The organism is Trinickia sp., assembly GCF_051953955.1.
In the GTDB taxonomy this organism is placed as follows: domain Bacteria; phylum Pseudomonadota; class Gammaproteobacteria; order Burkholderiales; family Burkholderiaceae; genus Trinickia.
Map to the genome: position 1 here is coordinate 1 of NZ_JBQCIF010000057.1, position 20,048 is coordinate 20,048.

Below are 20,048 nucleotides of genomic sequence, written 5' to 3' on the forward strand. Positions count from 1 at the left end.
ATCATGATCACTCCGAGACCGACAGCGACGACACGACCGTCCGAGAAGCCAAAGTGCGCGAGGATGATCTGACGGAGGTCGACCGCTCGAAGGAAGGAGGTCACGGTTAGCCACGGCTCTCCCATCTCAGCAAGCCGAAAATCACATCCTTTCGACACGGCGCCGCCGCCTGGCTGCGCCGTGTTTTCATTGTCATCAAAACGCGGGACAATGCCTGCCGCCGCCCCTCCGATCAAAAAAGCGCTAGCTGATAAAAGGCCCTCTGTCGAATGAGCATGGCATTCCCCAGACGACGCACCGTACTCCGTTCCACCGCAAAATGCGTTGCCGCGATCGCGGCGTTGTGCGCCCTGCCATTGTTGGCGTGCGCGGTCGCATTGGCACTGAGCCTGCCCGCGCTGGACGGCGCCCGATCCGTTACGGGATTGCAAGCGAACGTCGATATCGCGCGCGATGCACAGGGCGTGCCGACGCTATCGGGCACGACGCGCGAAGACGTCGCCTACGCGACCGGTTTCGTCCACGCGCAGGAACGCTTCTTCCAGATGGATTTGCTCCGGCGGTCCGCGGCTGGCACGCTAGCCGCCCTGCTCGGGCCCTCCGTGCTCGACGTCGACCGCGCACGCCGCATCTACGGGTTCGAGCGTCTCGCCGACAAGACGTTTTCAAAGCTGCCGAAGACAGACAAGAACATCCTCGAACGCTACGCGGCGGGCGTCAACGCAGGACTCTCGGCACTTCGCGTGCGCCCTTTCGAATACCTGCTGCTGCGGAGCCGCCCCGCCGCGTGGCGTCCCGAAGACAGTTTGCTCGTCGTCTGGTCGATGTATTTCGAGCTCCAGAGCGATGAATTGCATCGCGACTTCGCGCGCGGATGGCTGCGCGAACACACGGACGACGCGGCGCTGAAAGCGCTCCTCCCCGATTGCAGCGAGTGGGATGCACCGCTCGATGCCATGTCCGTCAACTGCAATGCGCAGCCGGTTACAGGCATCGCGCCGAGCTGGCTCGGCGGTTCGCCCTCGCAGTCGGTGGCCGACATTCCGTTCGGCAACGAAGTGGGCAGCAACAACTGGGCGATATCGGGCAAGCGCACGACCACCGGTAGCGCGATCGTCGCCAACGATATGCATCTGAGCCTGCGCCTGCCGAACATCTGGTACCGCGCCGTGCTCGATTATCCCGCACCGTCCGGCACGCGACGGCACATCGTCGGCGTGACGCTGCCGGGCACGCCCGTCGTCGTGGCGGGCAGTAACGGGGCCGTTGCCTGGGGATTCACGAACAGCTATGGCCGGTACCTCGACCTCGTGGAACTTGAAATCGATCCCGAGCACCCCGAGCAGTATCGAACGCCGACGGGCTGGGCGCCACTCCGGTTTCACGACGAGACACTGCAGGTCAACGGCGCGGCTGCCGAAACGATGCGCATGGCGGAGTCGGACATCGGGCCGGTCTGGGACGTAGGCGGCAAGCACTACTCGATCAAATGGATCGCTACGGACGACGGCGCCGTAAACCTAGGGCTGCTCGCGATGGAAGCGGCCGGCGATGTGAATCAAGCATTGTCCGTGGGACAGTCGGCGGGCATCCCGGCGCAAAATATGGTCGTGGGCGATGCCGCCGGCAACATCGGCTGGAACGATCGCGGGGCCGATGCCGAAACGGCATGCCGAGTGGAGCGATACGTTCCCCTACCCGTCCGCGGCGCGCGACAAGGGATGGGATACGTTTCTGTCGCCCCGCAATCATCCCTCGATCGTCAATCCCGAGTCAGGACAGTTGTGGACGGCTAACTCCCGGCAACTGGCCGGCGCGGACTATGCGGCCATCGGCGATGGCGGCGCCGATTTGGGCGCTCGAGCGCGTCAGATCCGCGACGACCTTGCGTCACGGCATGCGATGGACGAATCCGCCGCGTATGCGCCGAGCCTCGACGATCGCGCGCTGTTCATGGCGACGTGGAAAGATCGCGCGTTGCGCGTGCTGGACGATCACGCCGTGGCCGGGCATCCCGGCCGCGCCGAGTTCAAGCGGCTGCTGCTCGAGCAATGGAACGGCTGCGCGTGCGTCGATTCCGTGGGGTATCGCTTGGCACGAAGTTATCTGCACAGTTTGTATGCCGAGTTGTTCGGCGAAGCCGACCGCCAGATGCGGGCACTCGATCCACACGCGAGTTTCGCGACGGCCACGCCGCGATGGCCCATCGTGCTGGCGCATCTCGTCGATCAGCAACCGGCGAAGTGGCTGCCGAAGGATCGAAAGACTTGGCGCGAGGTCGAACTTGCAGCGATCGACGATGCCGTCTCGAAGCTAACGGCGCATTCGCTCGCCCTCAAGGATGCCACTTGGGGACGAAGAAACATCGCCCACATCGCCCATCCGTTCGTGGCGGGCATGCCGTTTCTGGCCCGATGGCTGGCAGTGCCCGAAGACCCGTTGCCCGGCGATGGAAACATGCCTCGCGTGGCTGCACCTTCCTTCGGGCAATCGGAACGGATGGTCATATCCCCAGGACACGAAGATCACGGCATCTTCAACATGCCGGGCGGCGAAAGCGGGCACCCGTTCAGCGCATACTTTCTGGCGGGACACGACGCGTGGGTCCACGGGCGAAGCACGCCGCTGCTGCCGGGCTCGCGTGCTCACTTACTACGATTGGTTCCAGCGTCGCCAGCACGCGCCGACTGAGCCCGTCGAGCCGCGCATCGATTTCATCCTCATGCGCGGCCGTCGGCTCCAGTCCCAACTCGCGTTCGGCCGGCACGCCGGCCCGATCCGGCCCCCGCTAGCCATGCCGCAAAAGAGCAGGAGCACGCGCTTGGCGGCCGACGCCTTGCGAGATCAAGCGCTCGTAGACCGCCACGTACTCCCGTGCCATGCGCAAGCTCGTAAAGCGCGCATCGAACGCGGCGCGGCAGCGCCGCCGATCGATCGCATCGAGGCCCGAAATCGCATCGACCGCACCGTCCACGCCATCGACGATATAACCCGTCACGCCTTCTTCCAGCACCTCAGGCACCGCACCGCGGCGAAACGCGATCGTCGGCGTCCCGCATGCCATCGCCTCGATCATCACCATGCCGAACGGTTCGGGCCATTCGATCGGAAAAATCAGCGCCCGAGCGTGCGAGAGCAAGTCCAGACGGGCTTGCCCCCCGACTTCTCCCAAGTAATCGACGCAACTGCGATTCGCTTCGACCAACGGCGTTATTTCGTCGTCGAAGTACCGCCTCTCGCCCGGATGCACTTTGGCCGCCATCTTCAAGCGAAGCCCGGCCCGTCGCGCAATCTCGATCGCGAGATCGGGGCGTTTCTCGGGCATCATCCGGCCGATGAACAATAAGTAGTCCTCAGGATCGTCATTCAGCGTGAACGCATCCGCCGGCAAGCCGTGATGAATCGTCGCTTGCCAGTTCGCCCACGGTATCGGCTGTCGCTGGCTGTCGGAGATCGAGACGAGCGGCGCCTCGGAAAACTCGCTCAACAGCGGGCCGTGATCGGCGGGCAAAAGGCGTCCGTGAACGGTGGTGACGTGGGCGCACGGCAATCGGCGCGCCGACGGAAAGTAGAGCGGATCGGTATGAAAATGAACGACGTCGAAGCGCTCGGCCCGCTGTATCACGGCTTCCACTTCGCGAACGTGGTGCGTCAACGTGTCCCAAACGCCGGCGTCGCGCCATAGGCCGCGCTCGCAGACGGAAACGAGCTCGGCCGACGTCGTCGAATCGGCCGTCGCAAACAACGTGACACGATGGCCGAGCGCGACGAGAGCCTCGGTCAGATAGTGGACGATTCGTTCCGTTGCACCGTACCCCTCGGGCGGTACGGATTCGTACAACGGCGCGACTTGGGCAATGCGCATCGATCGGGACTCCGGCTCAAAGGCAAGCGGGGGCCAGAATGTGGACCCGGCCCGCGGTGCGATTGCTTCAGCACGGACCGTGCCGATCAGCGGGTGCGCATCGCCGGTGGTCGATGCGCTCGCTGTTAAGATAGCTGCACGACCGCGCGCATGCGTGCGCCCTCACCTTGCAAGGAATCAGGCTCGTGACTCATCTCGTATTCGTCTGCGGCCATGCCGGCACAGGCAAGACGACCATCGCCAAACGCCTCGTCGCCCCACTCATGCGCGAGACGGGCGAGGCATTTTGTCTGCTGGACAAAGACACGCTGTACGGCCGCTATAGCGCCGCCGCGATGGGTGCATTGACGGGCGATCCCAACGACCGCGACAGCCCGCTCTACCTTCAACATTTGCGCGATCCGGAATACCAAGGGCTGCTCGAGACGGCACGCGAGAACCTCGAACTCGGTGTCGGGGTCATCGTCGTCGGCCCGCTTTCGCGCGAAGTGCGAGAGCGCAAGTTGTTCGATCGCAATTGGCTCGGCGTCGGCCCGGACGTGACGATTCGGATCGTCTGGGTGCACACGTCGGAAGAGACGGCGCATGCGCGCATCATCGCGCGCCACAACCCCAACGATGCCTACAAGCTCGCGCATTGGGACGAATACAGACAGCGCCGATTCGTTCCGAGCGGCGCCGCGCGGGAAGGACTGATCATGTTCGACAACACGGCGCCGACCGCTGCGCAATTCGACGGACTCATGCGCAGCGTGCTCGAGGGGCCGGGTAACGATTAGGGCATCGCTCCGGCATGACGCCGGAGCGGCTTTTGTCTCCCCGCGCTAGCGCGGCTATGCCGTGGCCATCGCGTCCAGCGCCGCGCCTTCGTACAATCGCCCGAAGCGATTTGCGAGAAAGTCGCGCAACGAAACCTGCTCTTGCCGCACGAAGCCGCTTGCCGGCAGTTTGCCCTCGCGGAACAAGTCGAGCACCGCGCACATTGCGCCGGCCGTCGTGATTTGAATCGCGCTCATCGGCATGCCGCAGACCGTCTTCGCGAAGATCTTGCGCGTGAACACGTCTTGCACGAGTTGTCCGTCGCGCATGCCCGTCACCGTCACGAAAATCAGAACGACATCCTGCGAGGTGGACGGCACCGCGCGGCGCATGATCGTCTTGAGCGTGTCTCGGTCAGTGGCGAGGCGCAAGTCTTCGAGCAGAAACTTCACCAAGTCGCGGTGGCCGGGATAGCGAACCGATTTATAGTCGAGCGATTCGACGCGGCCGGACAGCGTTTCGCACAGCGTGCCCAACCCGCCCGAGGTGTTGAACGCTTCGTACTCGATGCCGTCGAGCGAGAAATGCTCAAGCCCTTCGAGCGGCTGCACCCATTGCGTGCGCGACTCGCGGATGGCTTCGCACGGTTGACAATATTCGTTGATGAGCCCGTCCACGCTCCAGGTCAGGTTGTACTTCAGCGCGTTCGTCGGAAACTCGGGCAGTGCGCCGACACGCATCTTCACTTCGCGGATTTCCGAGAAACGGTTCGCGAGTTCATGCGCGGCAATGCCGATGAAACCCGGCGCTAGGCCGCACTGCGGCATGAAGGCATGCGGGGCGCCGTCGGCCAGCGCGCGAATCGCATGCGTGGCGCGCACGTCTTCGGTCAGATCGAAGTAATGAACACCGGCCGCTTTGGCGGCGGCGGCGACGTTCACGGCCAAGTAGTACGGCAAGGCATTGATCAGGGCGTCGAAACCTTGGACTGCCGCGCGAATCGCATTCGAATCGGCCGAGTCGACCCGCTCGGTCGCGATCCCCTCGCCCGCCAGTTTCTCGAGTGCGTGCGCATCGCGATCGAACGCCACGACCTCGTAGTCGCCGGTCTCACGCAGCATATGGGCGATGGTGTGGCCGATCAGCCCTGCACCGACGATAGCTACTTTCATGCGCTTCTCCTTTTTTTTGTTCCGAGTTCTGGTGGCGCGGCCGAGTCACGCCGCACCGGGTTCGAAACAGTGTAGAGACGCGCAAAAACGGAAAACAGAAGCAAACTGCTGCGTTTCGACGTATATTTTCGACGAAATGACGAAGCCGTCACTCATTTTGTCGGAAAGGCTCGACATGGAGCACCGCTCGATCCGTTTCAGGCTCGTCCACCTGCCGGAAGCGGCGCGGCGCAAACAGTTGACCGGTGTGAGGCAGGGACGAGAGCGTGTGGACCGCACCGCCGATCAGCCGGCGAAGGAGCCCCGGTCGATCTTGCGTGCAAGAATGATGGAGGTCGTGGTGCGCTCCACGCCCTCGAGCGCTCCGATCTGATCGAGCAATTCATTGAGGCGATCAGGCGACGCCGCGCGCAGCCAGGCAACGTAATCGTATTCGCCGCTCACTGCGCACAGCCACTGCACTTCGGGCATCTTTTCGAGCCGCTTGAGTGTGCTCGGACCAAATTTCGGCGCGAGGATAATGCCGACATAGGCGTTCAGACTCGCATCCAGGACATCCTGCCCGAGCCTCACGCCGTAGCCGGCGATCACCTGTGTTCGCTCGAGCCTTTCGATCCGTGCAAGCACCGTGGTGCGCGCCACGCCTAGCTGGCGCGCCAGGCTGGCGACGCTTTCTCGCGCATTTGCCTGCAGCAGTGCGAGCAGGTTGCGATCGAGTTCGTCGAGCTGGTCCAGGCGCGGAGGTCTCATCGGTTCGCGGCGAAAGCGGTGGCGGGAAGCTCAGGATTATCGTGCATGCCGAGCCTCGTAGGCTTTCACGTGCGTATAGGCCAGTTCGAGCATCGATGGGGTTGCGTTCGCGGCTTGATCCTTCTTGCACATGGCGAGCAGATCGCCCAGCACGTGGTCGCCTTCCGTGCGCAAGCCGTTCTCGATATCGCGCAGCATCGACGCCGTCAGGGTCGAGCCTGGCGCGAACAGCATCGTGCGCGAACGCTGCTCGAACGGCGCGCGCATGGCATGGCCGTGCGAGGCAGCCACGGCCGCGCACTCGTCGAAAAGCGCGCGCATCGCCGCCTCGCCGCCCGGTGCGCCCAATATCGCGCCGACGCTTGCGCGAAATAGACAGGTACTGCCCGCCAAGGTCGCGAGAAACACCCACTTTTCCCACATTTGCTGCACGATGGCGTCGGTAACATCCACGTCGAAACCGCCTGCGCGCAACGCCGACGCGATCGCATCCATCCGCGGGCGCGCCACGCCGTCCAGTTCGCCGAAGACGATCGCATGCATATCGGTCATCTGAACGATCGCCTTCGACGCATCGAGCGTGGCCGCGATCAGGCAAACCCCGCCAACCACTCTTTCCCTCCCGAAACGCTCGCCCAGCACCTCGAGATGCCTCATGCCATTGAGCATCGGCAGGATCGTCGTCGAGGGGCCTACAGCCGACGCGAAGGCGTCCATCGCGTTTTCGAGGTCGTACGCCTTGCAACTGAGCAGAACGAGATCGTACGGGCCGTCGATTCGAGTGCTCAGCACGGTCTTGACGTTCGACACTTTCGCGTCGCCATTGGGGCTTTTGATGACAAGGCCATTTTCAGCGAGTTCCTTGGCTCGCGCTTCGCGCACCAGGAACGTCACGTCCTGGCCAGCCAACGCCATCCGCCCGCCGAAATACCCGCCGACCGCGCCGGCCCCCACGACCAGAATACGCATCATCACTCCTTGAGTTCAGTTAAGCATCGCGCACGCGATTGCTCACTGTAATGCAAACGGCGAAAACGCGACGGCGAGTCATGACCGTGTCCCGCCTGCGCCGCCCTCCTTCAGATCCGTTTCAGATGTAAGCGTATGTCTCATCGTGCGAAGATAGCGCCCTTGCCTGGTTAAACTAGCGCCGGGTCAATGAACATGCGCCAAGCATGCAGGGTCCAACGAACCGGTGCGTAAGCGCCGGCTTCGACTTCGTCCACACGACTGCAGGAGGTTCGATGAAACGAACAATCGTCATTCTCGCGTGCGCACTTGCAACGAGCGGTGCGTTCGCGCAAGCGTCGGCGCCCCAAGCGGCGTCGAACGGCGCGGCCAGCGCGGCGGCCGACGCTCATACGGCCAAGCGCGAAGCGCGCGTCGAACAGCGGATCGCGTATTTGCATTCGCAGTTGAAGATTACTTCGGCGCAAGAGCCGCAATGGAAGACGTTCGCCAATGTCATGCGCACGAACGCCCAGAACATGGGACGGCTCTTCCGTCAGCGCACGCAGGCCGAGCAAACGCAATCGGCCCTCGACAACATGAAGCAGTACGCCGAGATCTCGCAAGCGCACGCGGACGACATGAAGCAGCTCGTCGACGCGTTCGAGCCGCTCTACGACAGCTTCTCGCCCGAGCAGAAGAAACTCGCCGATACGACGTTCCGGCAGGTCGGGGAGCACCGCGAGCATCACGGTCATGAGGCCAAATCGTCGGCTCCCGCGAAGGAGTGATGATCGCCGCCAGTGCTCGGCGGTTCTTCGAACCGGCCTAGCCCGAACGGCCGTCAGCCGAACGAAAGGCGTGCGCGTCGCGCGGTTTCCCGCTACGCTCACGCCTTTCTGACTTCCGACGTTCGGCTTTCCCCATGATCGATTTGAACGACATCGACCTGCGCGACGATCCCGCCGCGGGCCGATATGTGAAAGACGAGATCGTCGCCGTCGAATTCGCACAGGCGAGCGGCGAATTGATGAGCCTCGAAGGGGCGAATCGGTATCTACCCGGCGACGCATTGATCACCGGTACGGGCGGCGCGCGCTGGGTAGTCGACCGGGCACGGTTCGACGGCAAGTACGTGCCGGCCGACGCGTCGCTCGCTCATGGCGCGCCCGGCCGATACCGGAATCGGCCCGCTGTCGTGCTCGCGAAGCGAATGGACGGACCGTTCTCCATCGCCCGCCGCGCGGCGGGCGACGTCCTGACCGGCGCAGCCGGAGATTGGGTGCTGCAGTATGCACCCGGCGACTACGGCGTCGTGCGCGCCGATCGGTTCGCTCAGGTCTACCGGGCGGCCTAACCGAGTTGATCCGGCCGGGTCGCTCGCCGGAACGGACATGCCTCGAACCCTAGGCGCCTCAACCCCTAGCCTGACTTAGCGGCGCCTACGCGAACTCGTCGCCAAGCTCGATCGTCACCTCGCGCGGCACGGCTTCCCCAGCGGCGTATTGCTCCTCGAGCGAACCGAGCGCAGCCTCGATATAGGCACGCAGCACGGCATAACTGCGCGCTCGGGCGCGTAGCGGCAAGGCACGATAGCGCGCGAACGCCGGCGCCGCGACCCGCACCGTCAACGTCATGCGGCGCGCAGTCGATCCGAATCGCATGGCGACCCACTGCACGTCGAAGTAAGGTGTCCCGTCGTCGCCCGCACGCTCCACGAACACCGTTTGCTCGGGAAAGAGGTCGCTGACGACCTGGGCCAGCGCTTCGATGTCGGCGCTCGGGCATTCGAATCGGTAGAGTTCCATCGTGGGGCTCAATGCTTATGTCGTGCGTGCCGCGTCCCGCCCAGCTCGGCGCCGGCAGCAGCTTCGCGAGGGCGCTGCACCGGTCAGCGCAAATCGAATCAGTTCTCTTTCCGCCAAACGGTCGAACGGCGGATCACGAGTTCGCCCGGCAGCATCGCTTCACGCGCCGGCTCCTCGCCGCCCTCGATCCGCTCGTGCAAGAACTCCACGGCTCGATATCCGATCGCATAGGTAGGCTGCCGAATCGCCGTCACGCCGATCAATTCCGCCCATTCGGAGTCGTCGATCGCCATCAGCGCCACGCGCTCCTGCCAATGCGAGCCGTAGCGGGCATGCAGATGCAATGCGAGCGACAGCGCCACGGGGCCGTTCGCGGCGAAATAGGCCACGCGCCGCCCGCCCGCCTTCGCCACCTCATCGAGGTGACGGTCCACGGCCTCGTGCGTGCGAGCGATCGCTTCGTCGTCGCTCAGATCCAGCACCATGGTCTCGCCGCGCGGTGAGGCCGCGCCTGCGCTGCGCGCCTGATGGGCCGCTTCGAGCGAGGCTCGGAACGCCGCCTCGCGCAGGCGCCGCGAACTGACCCACTCGTAGGGCTGAACGACGAAGCGAATATCGTCGAATCCCTGCTCGAGCAGATGGCGCATGCCGAGCGTGACGGCGTTGCCGTTGTCGAGCCCGACCATGTCGGCCGCAAGCCCGTCGATCGTGCGGTCGACGAGCACGGCCGGCGTGCCGCCCTCGCCTACCGGCCGCAGTATCTCTTCCTTGACGCCGAGCGCGTTGACGATGACCCCTTCCACGCGATAGGTCGTCATCAACTGCAAATAGCGCCGCTCCATCTCGACTTCATTCGCCGCGTTGCAAACGAGCGGCATCAATCCGAGCGCGTGGCAGGCCTCCTCGACGCCGCGCAGCACGCCGACCGTGTACGGGTTCGTGATGTCGGCGACGAGCAGCCCGACGAGCCGATTGCGGCCGCGCTTCAAGCCGCGGGCCATCTGATTGGGCCGATAGTCGAGCCGCTTGATCGCCGCTTCGATGCGCGCGCGCAAATCCGACGACAAGACGTTCGTCTCGCCGTTCAGGTAGCGCGAGACGCTGGTCTTGCCGGTGCCGGCCTCGCGTGCGACATCGCTGATCGTCGCGCGGCGCGTGATGCCCATGGGCCCGATGCTCATCGCTCGGCGGCGCGCGGCGCGCGCAGGTCGAAAGAAGCTAGAACCAAAGGAGGTCTCCTCGTCAATGCGGATGCGCGGCAGCCTGCTCGGGCGCGGCGCATAGACAAAAGCGCGCCTGGGCGCGCTTTGAAATGCTTACGGTGGCCGCATCATAGCGCACGGCGGCACGCCGCACCACCCGTGCGGGTGCTCGGGCTCGACGACGGAGCAATCCTGCCGGCGCGACGGCGGCTCAGCGCGGCTGCACCTCGGGATTCGCGACATTGCGCGTCAGGCGCCCGGCAAGCGCATCGAGCAGATTCTGCGCGGCGCAGCGCGCCATCGCATGGCGCGTCTCGTGAGTGGCCGAACCGATGTGCGGCAACGCCACGACGTTGCGCATCGCCAGCAGCGGCGAATCGGCGGGAAGCGGCTCGTGCTCGAACACGTCGAGGCCGGCGCCCGCGATCGTACCGTCGGCCAGCGCGGCGGTCAGCGCCACCTCGTCGACGATCGCGCCGCGCGAGGCGTTGATGAGAATGGCACTGCGCTTCATCGCGCGCAACTCGGGGGCGCCGATCAGCCGTTGCGTCTGCGGCGTGAGCGGCACTTGCAGGCAGACGAAGTCCGACTGAGAGAGCAACTCGGGCAACTCGACGCGGCGCGCACCGTATGCACGTTCAGCGGCCTCGTTCGCATGCCGGTTCGCATAGAGCACGTGCATCCCGAAGCCGAGCGCGGCTCGGCGCGCCAATGCGCCGCCGATGCGCCCGAGGCCGACGATGCCGATCGTCTTGCCGTGCACGTCGATGCCGTATTGCTCCGGGCCGATGCTCCCGTGCCAATGACCGGCCTTGACCCATTCGGCCAGCTCGACCACGCGCCGCGCCGTCGATAGGACGAGCGCGAAAACGGTATCCGCCGTCGATTCCGTGAGGACGTCGGGTGTGTGCGCGAGCACGATGCCGCGGCGGGTCAGATCGGGGAGATCGAAGTTGTCGACCCCCACCGAAATCGTCGATATCGCCTTGAGCCGTGTCGCACGCTCGAGCATCGCCGGCGTCACTTTGATGCTGGCGCCGATGGCGCCGTCGGCATCGACCAGCGCCTCGCCGAGCGCCTCGGCCACCGCTTCGCGCGACTGCGCGAGCGCCGGTTCGAGGACGACGACGTGCGCTTGCCGCCGCAGTTCGTCGAGGACGTCCTCGGGCAGAGGCTTATAGACGACGATTTTTAGCGCCATGCCGTTCACGTTCATTTTCCATGCGCATGGGCGTGGGAGCCGAGCACCGCATCGCGGGACGGCTGCGCCTTGACGGCCAGCGTCAGCAGCACGGCCGCCACGAGCGCGGCGCTCATGAAGGCATACGATGCCGCCGGCGAACCCGTGGTGCCGTTCAGATATCCGACGACATACGAGCCGACGAACGAGCCGAGCGCACCCATGCTGTTGATGAGCGCCATCGCCCCGCCGGCCACGTTTTTCGGCAGCAATTCGGGAACGATGGCGAAGAACGGCCCATACGGTGCGTACATCGCGGCACCGGCCACGACCAGCAGCGCGTAGGACAACCAGAAATGCGTCGAGCCGAGGACGTACGAGAGCGCGAACGCGGCCGCGCCGACGAGCAGGAACGGCCAAACGAATGCCTTGCGTGCGTCGAGCTTGTCGGATGCCCAAGAGGCGGCCAGCATGACGATCGTCGCGACTAGGTACGGCAGCGCGGACAGCCAGCCCGTTTCGACCATTCCCATCGTCGAGCCGTTCTTCAGGATCGACGGCAGCCACAGCACGAAGCCGTAGACACCGATGCTCCAGCAGAAATACTGCGCGCAGAGCTTGATGACGGCCGGCGAGCGGAACGCTTCAGCGTAGTTGCGCACGGGCTTGAGGGCCGCTTGCTCGGCGGCGAGCGTCTGCGCGAGCGCGCGCTTGTCGTCGGCCGTGAGCCATTGCACGTCGTTCGGTTTGTCGCGCACGGCGAACCACCAGCAGACCGCCCAGACGATCGCGGGCACGCCTTCGGCGACGAACATCTCACGCCAGCCGAACGCATGCACGAGATAACCCGAGAGGACGGACATCCACAGCACCGTCACCGGATTGCCGAGGATCAGGAACGTATTGGCGCGCGAACGCTCGGTTTTCGTGAACCAGTTGCTGATGAAGATGAGCATCGCCGGCATCACGGCGGCCTCGACGACACCGAGCAGGAAGCGCAGCGCGATCAGCCACGCAACGTTGCTGACGATCCCGGTCAGCGCGGCGCAGCCGCCCCAGAGGACGAGACTCACGAAAACGAGCCGTCGCACGCTGCGCCGCTCCGCATAGATGGCGCCTGGAATTTGAAAGAAGAAGTAGCCGAGGAAGAACAACGCCCCGATCAGCGACGATAGCGCGGGACTGATGCCGAGATCCTTGTTGATGCCGGCGGCCGCGGCGAACCCGAAGTTCGCGCGATCGAGATAGGCAAGACTGTAGGTGATGAATACGATCGGCATGATCGTCCACCACCGCTTCTGTGCAATCGTCGTGGGCATGGGTGTCTCCTCCCTGTGCTGTGTTCAAAGGAACGGCGTGTGAGCGCCGCCTCGTTTCTTGCCTCGCCCCTCGTGCATGGCGTGCAGTGTAGGCAAACGCCATGCCGCTTGCATCGAGGTGCGCGGCGCATCCGCTCAAGCGGATGCGGTCATGCTTTCGAGCCGGTCGAGTTCCGCCCGCGTCGGCAATCCTTCCGAATCGCCGATCACCTGGATCGCCAGGGCGCCGATGCGGTTGCCGCGAGCCACGGCCTCGGGCAAGCCTCGACCCTCGAGCAGCGCGCTGACGACGCCGACCGCAAAGCCGTCGCCCGCGCCGACCGTATCGACGACGCTGGCCACCGGTTGAGCGGCCACGTAGCCCGATTCGTCGGCCGTCCGGAAATACGCCCCTCCCGCGCCGAGCTTGACGATGACGCCGCGGGCGCCTTGGTCGAGATAGAACCGGGCGATGTCCTCGGGCGCCTCATAGCCCGTGAGCACCAGCCCTTCCCCCAGGCCCGGCAACACCCAATCGGACAGCGCGGCGAGCGCATTCAGCGATGCGGCCATCGCCTCGCGAGACGGCCACAGCGTCGGTCGCAGGTTCGGGTCGAACGAAATCGTCTTGCCGGCCGCACGCATCGATTGCGCGAGCCGAAAGGCCAGATCCCGGGACGAGGCCGAAATCGCGGGGGCCACGCCCGTGAGATGCAGATGGCGGGCGCTTTCCATGTAGTCGGGGTCGTAGTCGTCGACGGAAAGATGGCTTGCAGCCGAGCCCTTGCGGAAGTATTCGACGCTCGGATCGCGGCCCCCCGTTTCCTTCGACTTCAATTGGAAGCCGGTCGGATAACGCGTGTCGACACTGACATGGCTCGAGTCGATCCCTTCCTTCTCGAGCGTATCGAGCACATAGCGGCCGAACGCGTCGGCGCCCACCCGGCTCAGGTAGCCGACGCGAAAGCCGAGCCGTGACAGGCCGATCGCAACGTTCAGGTCGGCGCCGGCGATGCGTTTCGTGAAGTGGCCGACGGCCGCGAGCGGGCCCGTTTCATCGGCGACGAAAAGCGCCATGGCCTCACCGTAGGTCAACACGTCGAGCGGGGAAGACATCGATAACTCCTTGTTCACGTTCTCAACTGCGCCACGCGCGACCGTGCGTCGTTCCGTCGACGATCAGCGCGCATCTCTCGTTTCATGCAGCGGCCAGCCATGCTACCCGGCGCCGCGCGTCCTCGGCAGGTTCGCGCTCATCGAGCGGGAACTCGATCCCTCGCGGCGCGTTGCTCGGCAAGACACGCAAGATCTTCGCAAATAGCTGATCGTCAGGCGCCGGCGCCACGGGAAACCGCCGCGCCCCCTGCCCGCCGGACGACTTGCAATGCACGTACTCGACATGGGGCGCCAGCGCGACCGCCGCCTCGAGCGGCGCTTGGCCCGACCAATCCCAATTGCCGATGTCGAACGTCATCCGCACCGCATCGGCCGCGCCTTCTCGTTCCAGCGCCGCGAACAACGCCACGAAATTCGCAATCGAGCCGTCAAGCTCGCGCTGACCGTTCTCGACGACGAGCCGCGCGCGAGAGCCGGCCCCGATCTTCGCGATCGTCACGGCATCGGCACGGCCCGCGAACGTGCCCAGCTGCAGCTTCAGCCACCGCGCACCCAACGCATCCGCTTCGGCGTAGGCGGCGGCCAATGCCGCGGCATCCAGCGCGCCGTCATCCCGATAAAGCGCCGCTGGCGTCGAATAGACGGCCCACATCCCATGCTGGGTCACGGCAGCGCCGAGCGCATGCAGCGCTGGGAGCGACGCGTCGGCCTCGTGCGAAAACAGCTCGCGCCGTACCTCGAAACCGGCGGCTCCCGCTGCCGCGGCCGCGCCGAGCCAAGCCGCATGGCCGCGGCTGCGCACGGCTTCGGCGCCAAACGCACTGGCGACGATGACGATTTCGGGCGCAGCGCGACATTCTTTTGCGTTCACGTTCACTTCACCGTCGATGGAACCGGTTCCAATTCAATTTCAAAAAAATCGACCACGCTGCTCGACGAAGGCTATGTTGCTCCTGACGCACGCGAGCACGCCATCATGGTAATCCCTACGCGGCGGCTGGTTCGCCCGTGCAAAGGCTCAAAAAACCGGCGGCAACGCGCGAAGGCGCCGCTTCGTGCGGAACGAGGATCGAAAAGTGGCGCGTCAGGGCTTTGGGGCGGATGGGCAGTTGCACGAGCACGCCGTCTTCGTGGCGCATCGACATCGCAGAAACGAAGCCCACACCCATGCCGGCGCGCACGGCCTCCTTCACGCCTTCGACGCCCGCCACGGCCAGCGCCACCTGCGGTACGACGCCAGCCGCCTCGAACGATTGTTCGATGAACTGCCTGACGCCCGATCCTTCTTCGCGCATGACGAGCGGATGAGCGCCGACATCGGCCAGCGTCGGCCATAGGCCCGCCGGCGCGGCATGCTCGGCCAGCGCGTGACCGCGCGGGACGATCGCCACGATCTCATCCTCGCGCCAAGCCCGAACGCCCGTTCCTTCGGGCAAATCGGCACCCACCGGGCCTTCGATCATGGCAATGTCGAGTGACGACAGCAACGCGACGATGTCACCCGTATTGCCGCCCGCCGTCTGGATCTGGACCTCGGGATACCGGCGCTGAAACTCGGCGATGAGGTACGGCAGCAAGTAGCTCGCAATCGTCGTGCTCGCGCCGATCCTGAGCGTGCCGCGCGCGACGCCGCGCAACGCATCGCGATACGCCTGCGCCTGACGGAACGTCTCGCGCAGCTTGAGCGCGTACTCGGCCAACTGCACGCCGCTCGGCGTAAGCCGCACCCCGCGACCGTCGCGCCGGTAGAGCGGCTCGCCGAATTCGTCCTGCAACTGACGCAATTGCCCGGACACCGCAGGCTGCGAGAGATGCAGGGCATCGGCAGCGCGGCTGATGTTCAATCGTTCAGCGACCGCAGCGAACGTTATCAGTTGGTCGGGCGACATTGGGCGAAAAGTATCGGTTCAGCCGATATATTACGTCACAAATGACGATTTTTCATAAGCTTATATTCAATTTAGGATTGGACTATCGAAACGCCGCCCTCAAAGGCCCCGAATGTCCCACGCAACTACCCTCTCCAAGACCGCGCAGGCCGCCCCATCGCACGGCCAGCTCAACGGCATCCTCTTCGTTGCCCTGTTCGCCGCGGCGGTCAGCCGGCTGGCCGCCTTCCCCGCCATCGCCGATCTCGGCATCAGTCCGCTCATCGTGGGTATCGTCGCCGGTGCCGTCTACGGCAATACGTTGCGCGCCGGGATGCCCGCGCATTGGGCCGCCGGCATCAATTTCTCCGCGCGCAAACTGCTGCGCATCGCCGTGGCATTCTTCGGGCTGCGCGTGAGCCTGCAGGAAATCGCTCAGGTCGGGCTGCCCGGGCTCACGATCTCGATGCTCGTCGTCGTCAGCACGCTGCTGCTCGGCACCTGGCTTGGAATGAAGCTGATGAAGCTCGATCGAGACACAGCCATTCTCAATGCGGCGGGCAGCGCAATTTGCGGCGCTGCCGCCGTGCTCGCATTCGAATCGACGCTGCAGTCGAAGCCCGAAAAGAGCGCCGTCGCAGTCGGCAGCGTCGTCTTGTTCGGGACTTTGTCGATGTTCGTGTACCCGCTGCTATACCGCGCGGGCTGGCTCCATCTCGATACGCTCGGCGTCGGCCTGTTTTTCGGTGGGACGATTCATGAGGTCGCGCAAGTCGTGGGCGCCGCCAGCAACGTCAGCGCCGAGGCCACCCACGTTGCCACGATCGTCAAGATGACGCGCGTCATGCTGCTCGTGCCCGTGCTGCTCGCCCTCGGCTTCTGGCTCGCACGCCAGGCTCGGCGCGATGCGTCCGGCGGCCGTGGCCATGCGCATGCGCCGCGCAAGTTGGCCGTGCCCTGGTTCGCGCTCGGCTTCCTCGGCTGCGTGATCGTCAATTCGCTGCATGTGCTTCCGAGCGCCGCGACACAATCCCTCAATGCGATCGATACGTTCGCGTTGACCATGGCGATGACGGCACTCGGCATCGAAACGCACGTCTCGCAAGTGCGCAAGGCCGGCCCCCGGGCGTTGGCGACCGGCTTCATTCTCTACGTTTGGCTCATCGTCGGCGGGCTCGCGATGACTTGGGGCGTGGAGCGCGCATTCGCATAGCAGCGTCCGGCAGCCGATGCTGCGTGCCGCCCTCCTTTCGTTGTCGCGCCTTGCGCGCGGGAGCGATCATAGAGGCGCGGCACGTCGCCGCTTTTTGGATTCGGAGGTGTTTGCAGATGGCTTACGAACTCTACTACTGGGATGGACTGCAAGGCCGCGGCGAATTCGTCCGGCTTGCACTGGAAGAAGCGCAGGCGCCGTACGTCGACATCGCACGCGGCAGCGAGGACGACGGCCAAGGGCAGTCGGCCATGATGGCGCTCATGGGCAGCAAGACCGAGCCGTTCATTCCGTTCGCCCCGCCCTTCCTGAAGGACGGCGATCTGACCGTGCCGCAGACGGCCAACATCCTGCTCTACCTCGGCCCGAAGCTCGGACTCGCGCCGGATGGCGACTTGCGCTACGTCGTGCACGGCCTCCAACTGACGATCGCCGACATGGTGACCGAAGCGCACGATACACATCATCCGATTGCGAGCGGTCAGTACTACGAGGAGCAAAAAGACGCCGCAAAAGCGCGTGCGTCCGATTTTCTCGCGCACCGTCTGCCGAAGTTCATGGGCTACTTCGAGCGGGTACTTGCGCAAAACCCGCGGGGCGACCGTCATCTCGTCGGCGCCACGCTGACCTATGCCGACCTATCGATGTTCCAGTTGATCGAAGGGCTTCGCTACGCCTTCCCGCGCGCGACGGCCCGGTTCGCATCGCACTACCCGCGTCTGGCGGCGCTACGCGACGCCGTCGCGGCGCGGCCGAACGTTGCCGGGTATCTGGCGTCGGATCGCCGCCTCCCGTTCAACGAAACAGGCATCTTCCGTCATTACCCCGAACTCGACACGAGGGCCCATTGAGCCAGGTTGCGACGCCGGCTTGTGCGTGCCGGACGCCGAGCGCGGAGGCACGTTCACCCGCGCGACACCGATGCTATGCTTGCGCTCGCCCCAACATTCATCGAACCCCGAGCTGACGCTTCTCCCGTGCTTTCATTTCTGCTTCGACTGCGCACGCGCGCCCAATCGGTCTTTCGTCTCTCCGAGGCCCATACGATGCTGGTGTGGGCCGTCGTCGTCGGCGTCCTCGGCGCCTTCGCCACGGTCGCGTTCCGGCATGCGATCGACGTCTTCCAGTGGACGTTCACGGGGCGCACCGGCAGCTTCGTCGCGATGGCCAAGGCGCTTCCCTGGACGATTCGGGTCTGGCTGCCTGCCTTGGGCGGACTGATGGCCGGCGGTTTTTTGATCCTCGCGCGCCGCAAAGCCGACAAGCACGCGAACTCGGACTACATGGAAGCGATCACGATCGGCGACGGTGTCGTGCCCGTCTGGACGAGCGCCTGGCGCAGCGTCTCCTCGCTGTTCACGATCGGCCTCGGCGGATCGATCGGCCGCGAGGGGCCGATGGTGCAGCTTGCCGCGCTGGCGGGCTCGATCGTCGGCCGCGTCGTCCACTTCGATCCGCCGCGCCTGCGCCTGCTCGTCGCCTGCGGTGCGGCCGCGGGCATCACTTCCGCCTATAGCGCGCCGATCGCGGGCGCCTTTTTCGTCACCGAAATCGTGCTCGGCTCGATCGCCATGGAAAACTTCGGGCCGCTGCTGGTGTCGTCCGTGGTGGCCAACATCGTCATGCGCGAGTTCTCCGGCTATAAGCCGCCGTACGAGATGCCGGTGTTCCCGACGATCGCGGGCCCCGAAGTGCTCCTGTTCGTCGCGCTCGGCCTGCTGTGCGGCGCCGTGGCCCCGCAGTTCCTGCATCTGATCGAATCGTCCCGCACGCGATTCAAGCGTCTGCCCGTGCCGCTGCCGTTGCGGCTCGCGCTGGGCGGGCTCGTCGTGGGCATCGTCTCCATTTGGGTGCCGGATGTCTGGGGCAACGGCTACAGCGTCGTCAATGCCATCCTGCACTCGCAGTGGACGTGGACCGCCCTCGTCGTCACCCTCCTATGCAAGATCATCGCCACGGCGGCCACCGTGGGCTCCGGCGCCGTCGGCGGCATTTTCACGCCGACGCTGTTCGTCGGCGCAACGCTCGGTTCGCTGTTCGGCCTCGTCGTGCACGGCGCGTGGCCGCACGGCACCTCGGGCGCGTTCGCCTACGCGATGGTCGGCATGGGTGCGTTCATGGCCGGTGCCACTCAGGCGCCGCTGATGGCGATCCTCATGATCTTCGAGATGACGCTCAGCTATCAGGTGGTGTTGCCGCTGATGCTCTCCTGCGTCATCGCCTATTTCGTTTCTCGCGCGATCAACAAGACGTCCATGTACGAGGTTACGCTGCGCCGCAATGCCGAAGAGCAGGAACGGATGCGGCTACGCGCGGCCCAGGTGCGCGAGCTCGTCAAGCCGGCCGATACGATCGTGCGGCTCAGTGCAACCGTGCGCGAGATGACGCGGGTATTTCTCGAATATCCGGTGAAGTACCTATACGTGACCGACGACGCCGGCCATTTCCGCGGGGTCGTCGCCTTGAAGGACATCACCTCGGACCTCCTCGAGCGGCGCGACACCTCGAGCCGAACCGCCGCCGACTACCTGCAGCCCGAATTCGCGATGCTGACGCCCGATATGCCGATCGGCGTCGCCCTGCAGCGTTTCCTCGCCTTCCAAGGCGAGCGCCTGCCCGTCGTCGCGAGCGCAGAGGAGCCGGTGCTCGTCGGCGCCGTCTATAAAACGACGCTGCTCGACGCCTACCGTCGGATGAATCCCGCTATCTGACACACCGGCGTCTTCCGGGTGCGCGCCGCCGGGCGCGTTTGCCGCGATGGCAAAGCGCTGCATATTTTCTACAATAAAGACTGAAAAGCAGGCCGCCGAGCCCGCCGCGCGCCGCGTTGCAGGTGCGCCGAGCGCAGCCCTTTCGATCGCCCAATCGA

At 65.0% G+C, this 20,048-nt stretch carries 18 protein-coding genes and 1 pseudogene; 8 read left to right on the forward strand and 11 right to left on the reverse strand.

All coding sequences use genetic code 11. The annotated features are described in order from the left end of the window. Positions 1 to 275: 275 nt before the first annotated feature. Together ACTHNZ_RS10615 and ACTHNZ_RS10620 are read left to right on the forward strand one after the other, a co-directional pair. Positions 276 to 1,583: pseudogene (locus ACTHNZ_RS10615) on the forward strand (penicillin acylase family protein); the annotation flags it as partial. A 73-nt stretch (positions 1,584 to 1,656) separates the two neighbouring features. After that, positions 1,657 to 2,691, forward strand: a complete 1,035-nt coding sequence (locus ACTHNZ_RS10620; protein WP_440542453.1) for a penicillin acylase family protein — start codon at positions 1,657 to 1,659, stop codon at positions 2,689 to 2,691. Positions 2,692 to 2,788: 97 nt separating this feature from the next. Here the strand turns inward: ACTHNZ_RS10620 and ACTHNZ_RS10625 are convergent, their stop codons facing one another. Continuing rightward, entirely contained in the window at positions 2,789 to 3,865 is a 1,077-nt protein-coding gene (locus ACTHNZ_RS10625) for a glycosyltransferase family 4 protein (RefSeq protein ID WP_440542454.1), read from the reverse strand. A gap of 185 nt (positions 3,866 to 4,050) precedes the next feature. Between ACTHNZ_RS10625 and ACTHNZ_RS10630 the strand changes: the two genes are divergently transcribed. After that, on the forward strand, positions 4,051 to 4,644 hold the full coding sequence (locus ACTHNZ_RS10630; RefSeq protein ID WP_440542455.1) for an AAA family ATPase: 594 nt from the start codon (positions 4,051 to 4,053) through the stop codon (positions 4,642 to 4,644). Positions 4,645 to 4,698: 54 nt separating this feature from the next. On the opposite strand, the gene ACTHNZ_RS10635 is transcribed toward ACTHNZ_RS10630, so the two are convergent. From ACTHNZ_RS10635 to panE, 3 genes are all read right to left on the reverse strand, one after another. Beyond that, complete coding sequence (locus ACTHNZ_RS10635; RefSeq protein ID WP_440542456.1) at positions 4,699 to 5,796, reverse strand: saccharopine dehydrogenase C-terminal domain-containing protein; 1,098 nt, start codon at positions 5,794 to 5,796, stop codon at positions 4,699 to 4,701. A 285-nt stretch (positions 5,797 to 6,081) separates the two neighbouring features. Beyond that, positions 6,082 to 6,546 carry an Lrp/AsnC family transcriptional regulator gene (locus tag ACTHNZ_RS10640; protein ID WP_440542457.1) on the reverse strand — a complete coding sequence of 155 codons (465 nt, stop codon included), beginning with the start codon at positions 6,544 to 6,546 and terminating at the stop codon, positions 6,082 to 6,084. A gap of 36 nt (positions 6,547 to 6,582) precedes the next feature. Further along, a complete protein-coding gene (gene panE, locus ACTHNZ_RS10645; RefSeq protein ID WP_440542554.1) occupies positions 6,583 to 7,515 on the reverse strand; it encodes a 2-dehydropantoate 2-reductase in 933 nt (310 codons plus the stop codon). 275 nt (positions 7,516 to 7,790) lie between these two features. Here panE and ACTHNZ_RS10650 point away from each other — a divergent pair, with 275 nt between their 5' ends. Further along, positions 7,791 to 8,285, forward strand: coding sequence for a Spy/CpxP family protein refolding chaperone (locus tag ACTHNZ_RS10650; protein ID WP_440542458.1), 495 nt, complete (start codon positions 7,791 to 7,793; stop codon positions 8,283 to 8,285). A 134-nt stretch (positions 8,286 to 8,419) separates the two neighbouring features. After that, a complete protein-coding gene (locus ACTHNZ_RS10655; protein WP_440542459.1) occupies positions 8,420 to 8,851 on the forward strand; it encodes a PGDYG domain-containing protein in 432 nt (143 codons plus the stop codon). Between the two features lie 85 nt (positions 8,852 to 8,936). On the opposite strand, the gene ACTHNZ_RS10660 is transcribed toward ACTHNZ_RS10655, so the two are convergent. The 7 genes from ACTHNZ_RS10660 to ACTHNZ_RS10690 form a co-directional block, all read right to left on the reverse strand. After that, entirely contained in the window at positions 8,937 to 9,302 is a 366-nt protein-coding gene (locus tag ACTHNZ_RS10660) for a DUF3022 domain-containing protein (protein WP_440542460.1), read from the reverse strand. Positions 9,303 to 9,400: 98 nt separating this feature from the next. After that, positions 9,401 to 10,483, reverse strand: a complete 1,083-nt coding sequence (locus tag ACTHNZ_RS10665) for a LacI family DNA-binding transcriptional regulator (protein ID WP_440542461.1) — start codon at positions 10,481 to 10,483, stop codon at positions 9,401 to 9,403. Between the two features lie 232 nt (positions 10,484 to 10,715). After that, a complete protein-coding gene (locus ACTHNZ_RS10670; RefSeq protein WP_440542462.1) occupies positions 10,716 to 11,705 on the reverse strand; it encodes a 2-hydroxyacid dehydrogenase in 990 nt (329 codons plus the stop codon). An 11-nt stretch (positions 11,706 to 11,716) separates the two neighbouring features. Then, positions 11,717 to 13,003, reverse strand: a complete 1,287-nt coding sequence (locus tag ACTHNZ_RS10675; protein WP_440542463.1) for an MFS transporter — start codon at positions 13,001 to 13,003, stop codon at positions 11,717 to 11,719. A 135-nt stretch (positions 13,004 to 13,138) separates the two neighbouring features. Then, on the reverse strand, positions 13,139 to 14,098 hold the full coding sequence (locus ACTHNZ_RS10680; RefSeq protein WP_440542464.1) for a sugar kinase: 960 nt from the start codon (positions 14,096 to 14,098) through the stop codon (positions 13,139 to 13,141). A gap of 82 nt (positions 14,099 to 14,180) precedes the next feature. Next, positions 14,181 to 14,969, reverse strand: a complete 789-nt coding sequence (locus tag ACTHNZ_RS10685; RefSeq protein WP_440542465.1) for a sugar phosphate isomerase/epimerase — start codon at positions 14,967 to 14,969, stop codon at positions 14,181 to 14,183. 115 nt (positions 14,970 to 15,084) lie between these two features. After that, positions 15,085 to 15,987 carry a LysR substrate-binding domain-containing protein gene (locus ACTHNZ_RS10690; protein ID WP_440542466.1) on the reverse strand — a complete coding sequence of 301 codons (903 nt, stop codon included), beginning with the start codon at positions 15,985 to 15,987 and terminating at the stop codon, positions 15,085 to 15,087. 112 nt (positions 15,988 to 16,099) lie between these two features. Between ACTHNZ_RS10690 and ACTHNZ_RS10695 the strand changes: the two genes are divergently transcribed. The 3 genes from ACTHNZ_RS10695 to ACTHNZ_RS10705 all read left to right on the forward strand — a co-directional run bounded on the left by ACTHNZ_RS10695 (position 16,100) and on the right by ACTHNZ_RS10705 (position 19,890). Then, positions 16,100 to 17,179, forward strand: coding sequence for a YeiH family protein (locus ACTHNZ_RS10695; protein ID WP_440542467.1), 1,080 nt, complete (start codon positions 16,100 to 16,102; stop codon positions 17,177 to 17,179). Positions 17,180 to 17,295: 116 nt separating this feature from the next. Beyond that, positions 17,296 to 18,030 (forward strand): glutathione S-transferase, encoded by a 735-nt coding sequence (locus tag ACTHNZ_RS10700; protein ID WP_440542468.1) that lies wholly within the window; start codon positions 17,296 to 17,298, stop codon positions 18,028 to 18,030. A gap of 126 nt (positions 18,031 to 18,156) precedes the next feature. Further along, a complete protein-coding gene (locus tag ACTHNZ_RS10705) occupies positions 18,157 to 19,890 on the forward strand; it encodes a ClcB-like voltage-gated chloride channel protein (protein WP_440542469.1) in 1,734 nt (577 codons plus the stop codon). Positions 19,891 to 20,048 lie beyond the last annotated feature (158 nt).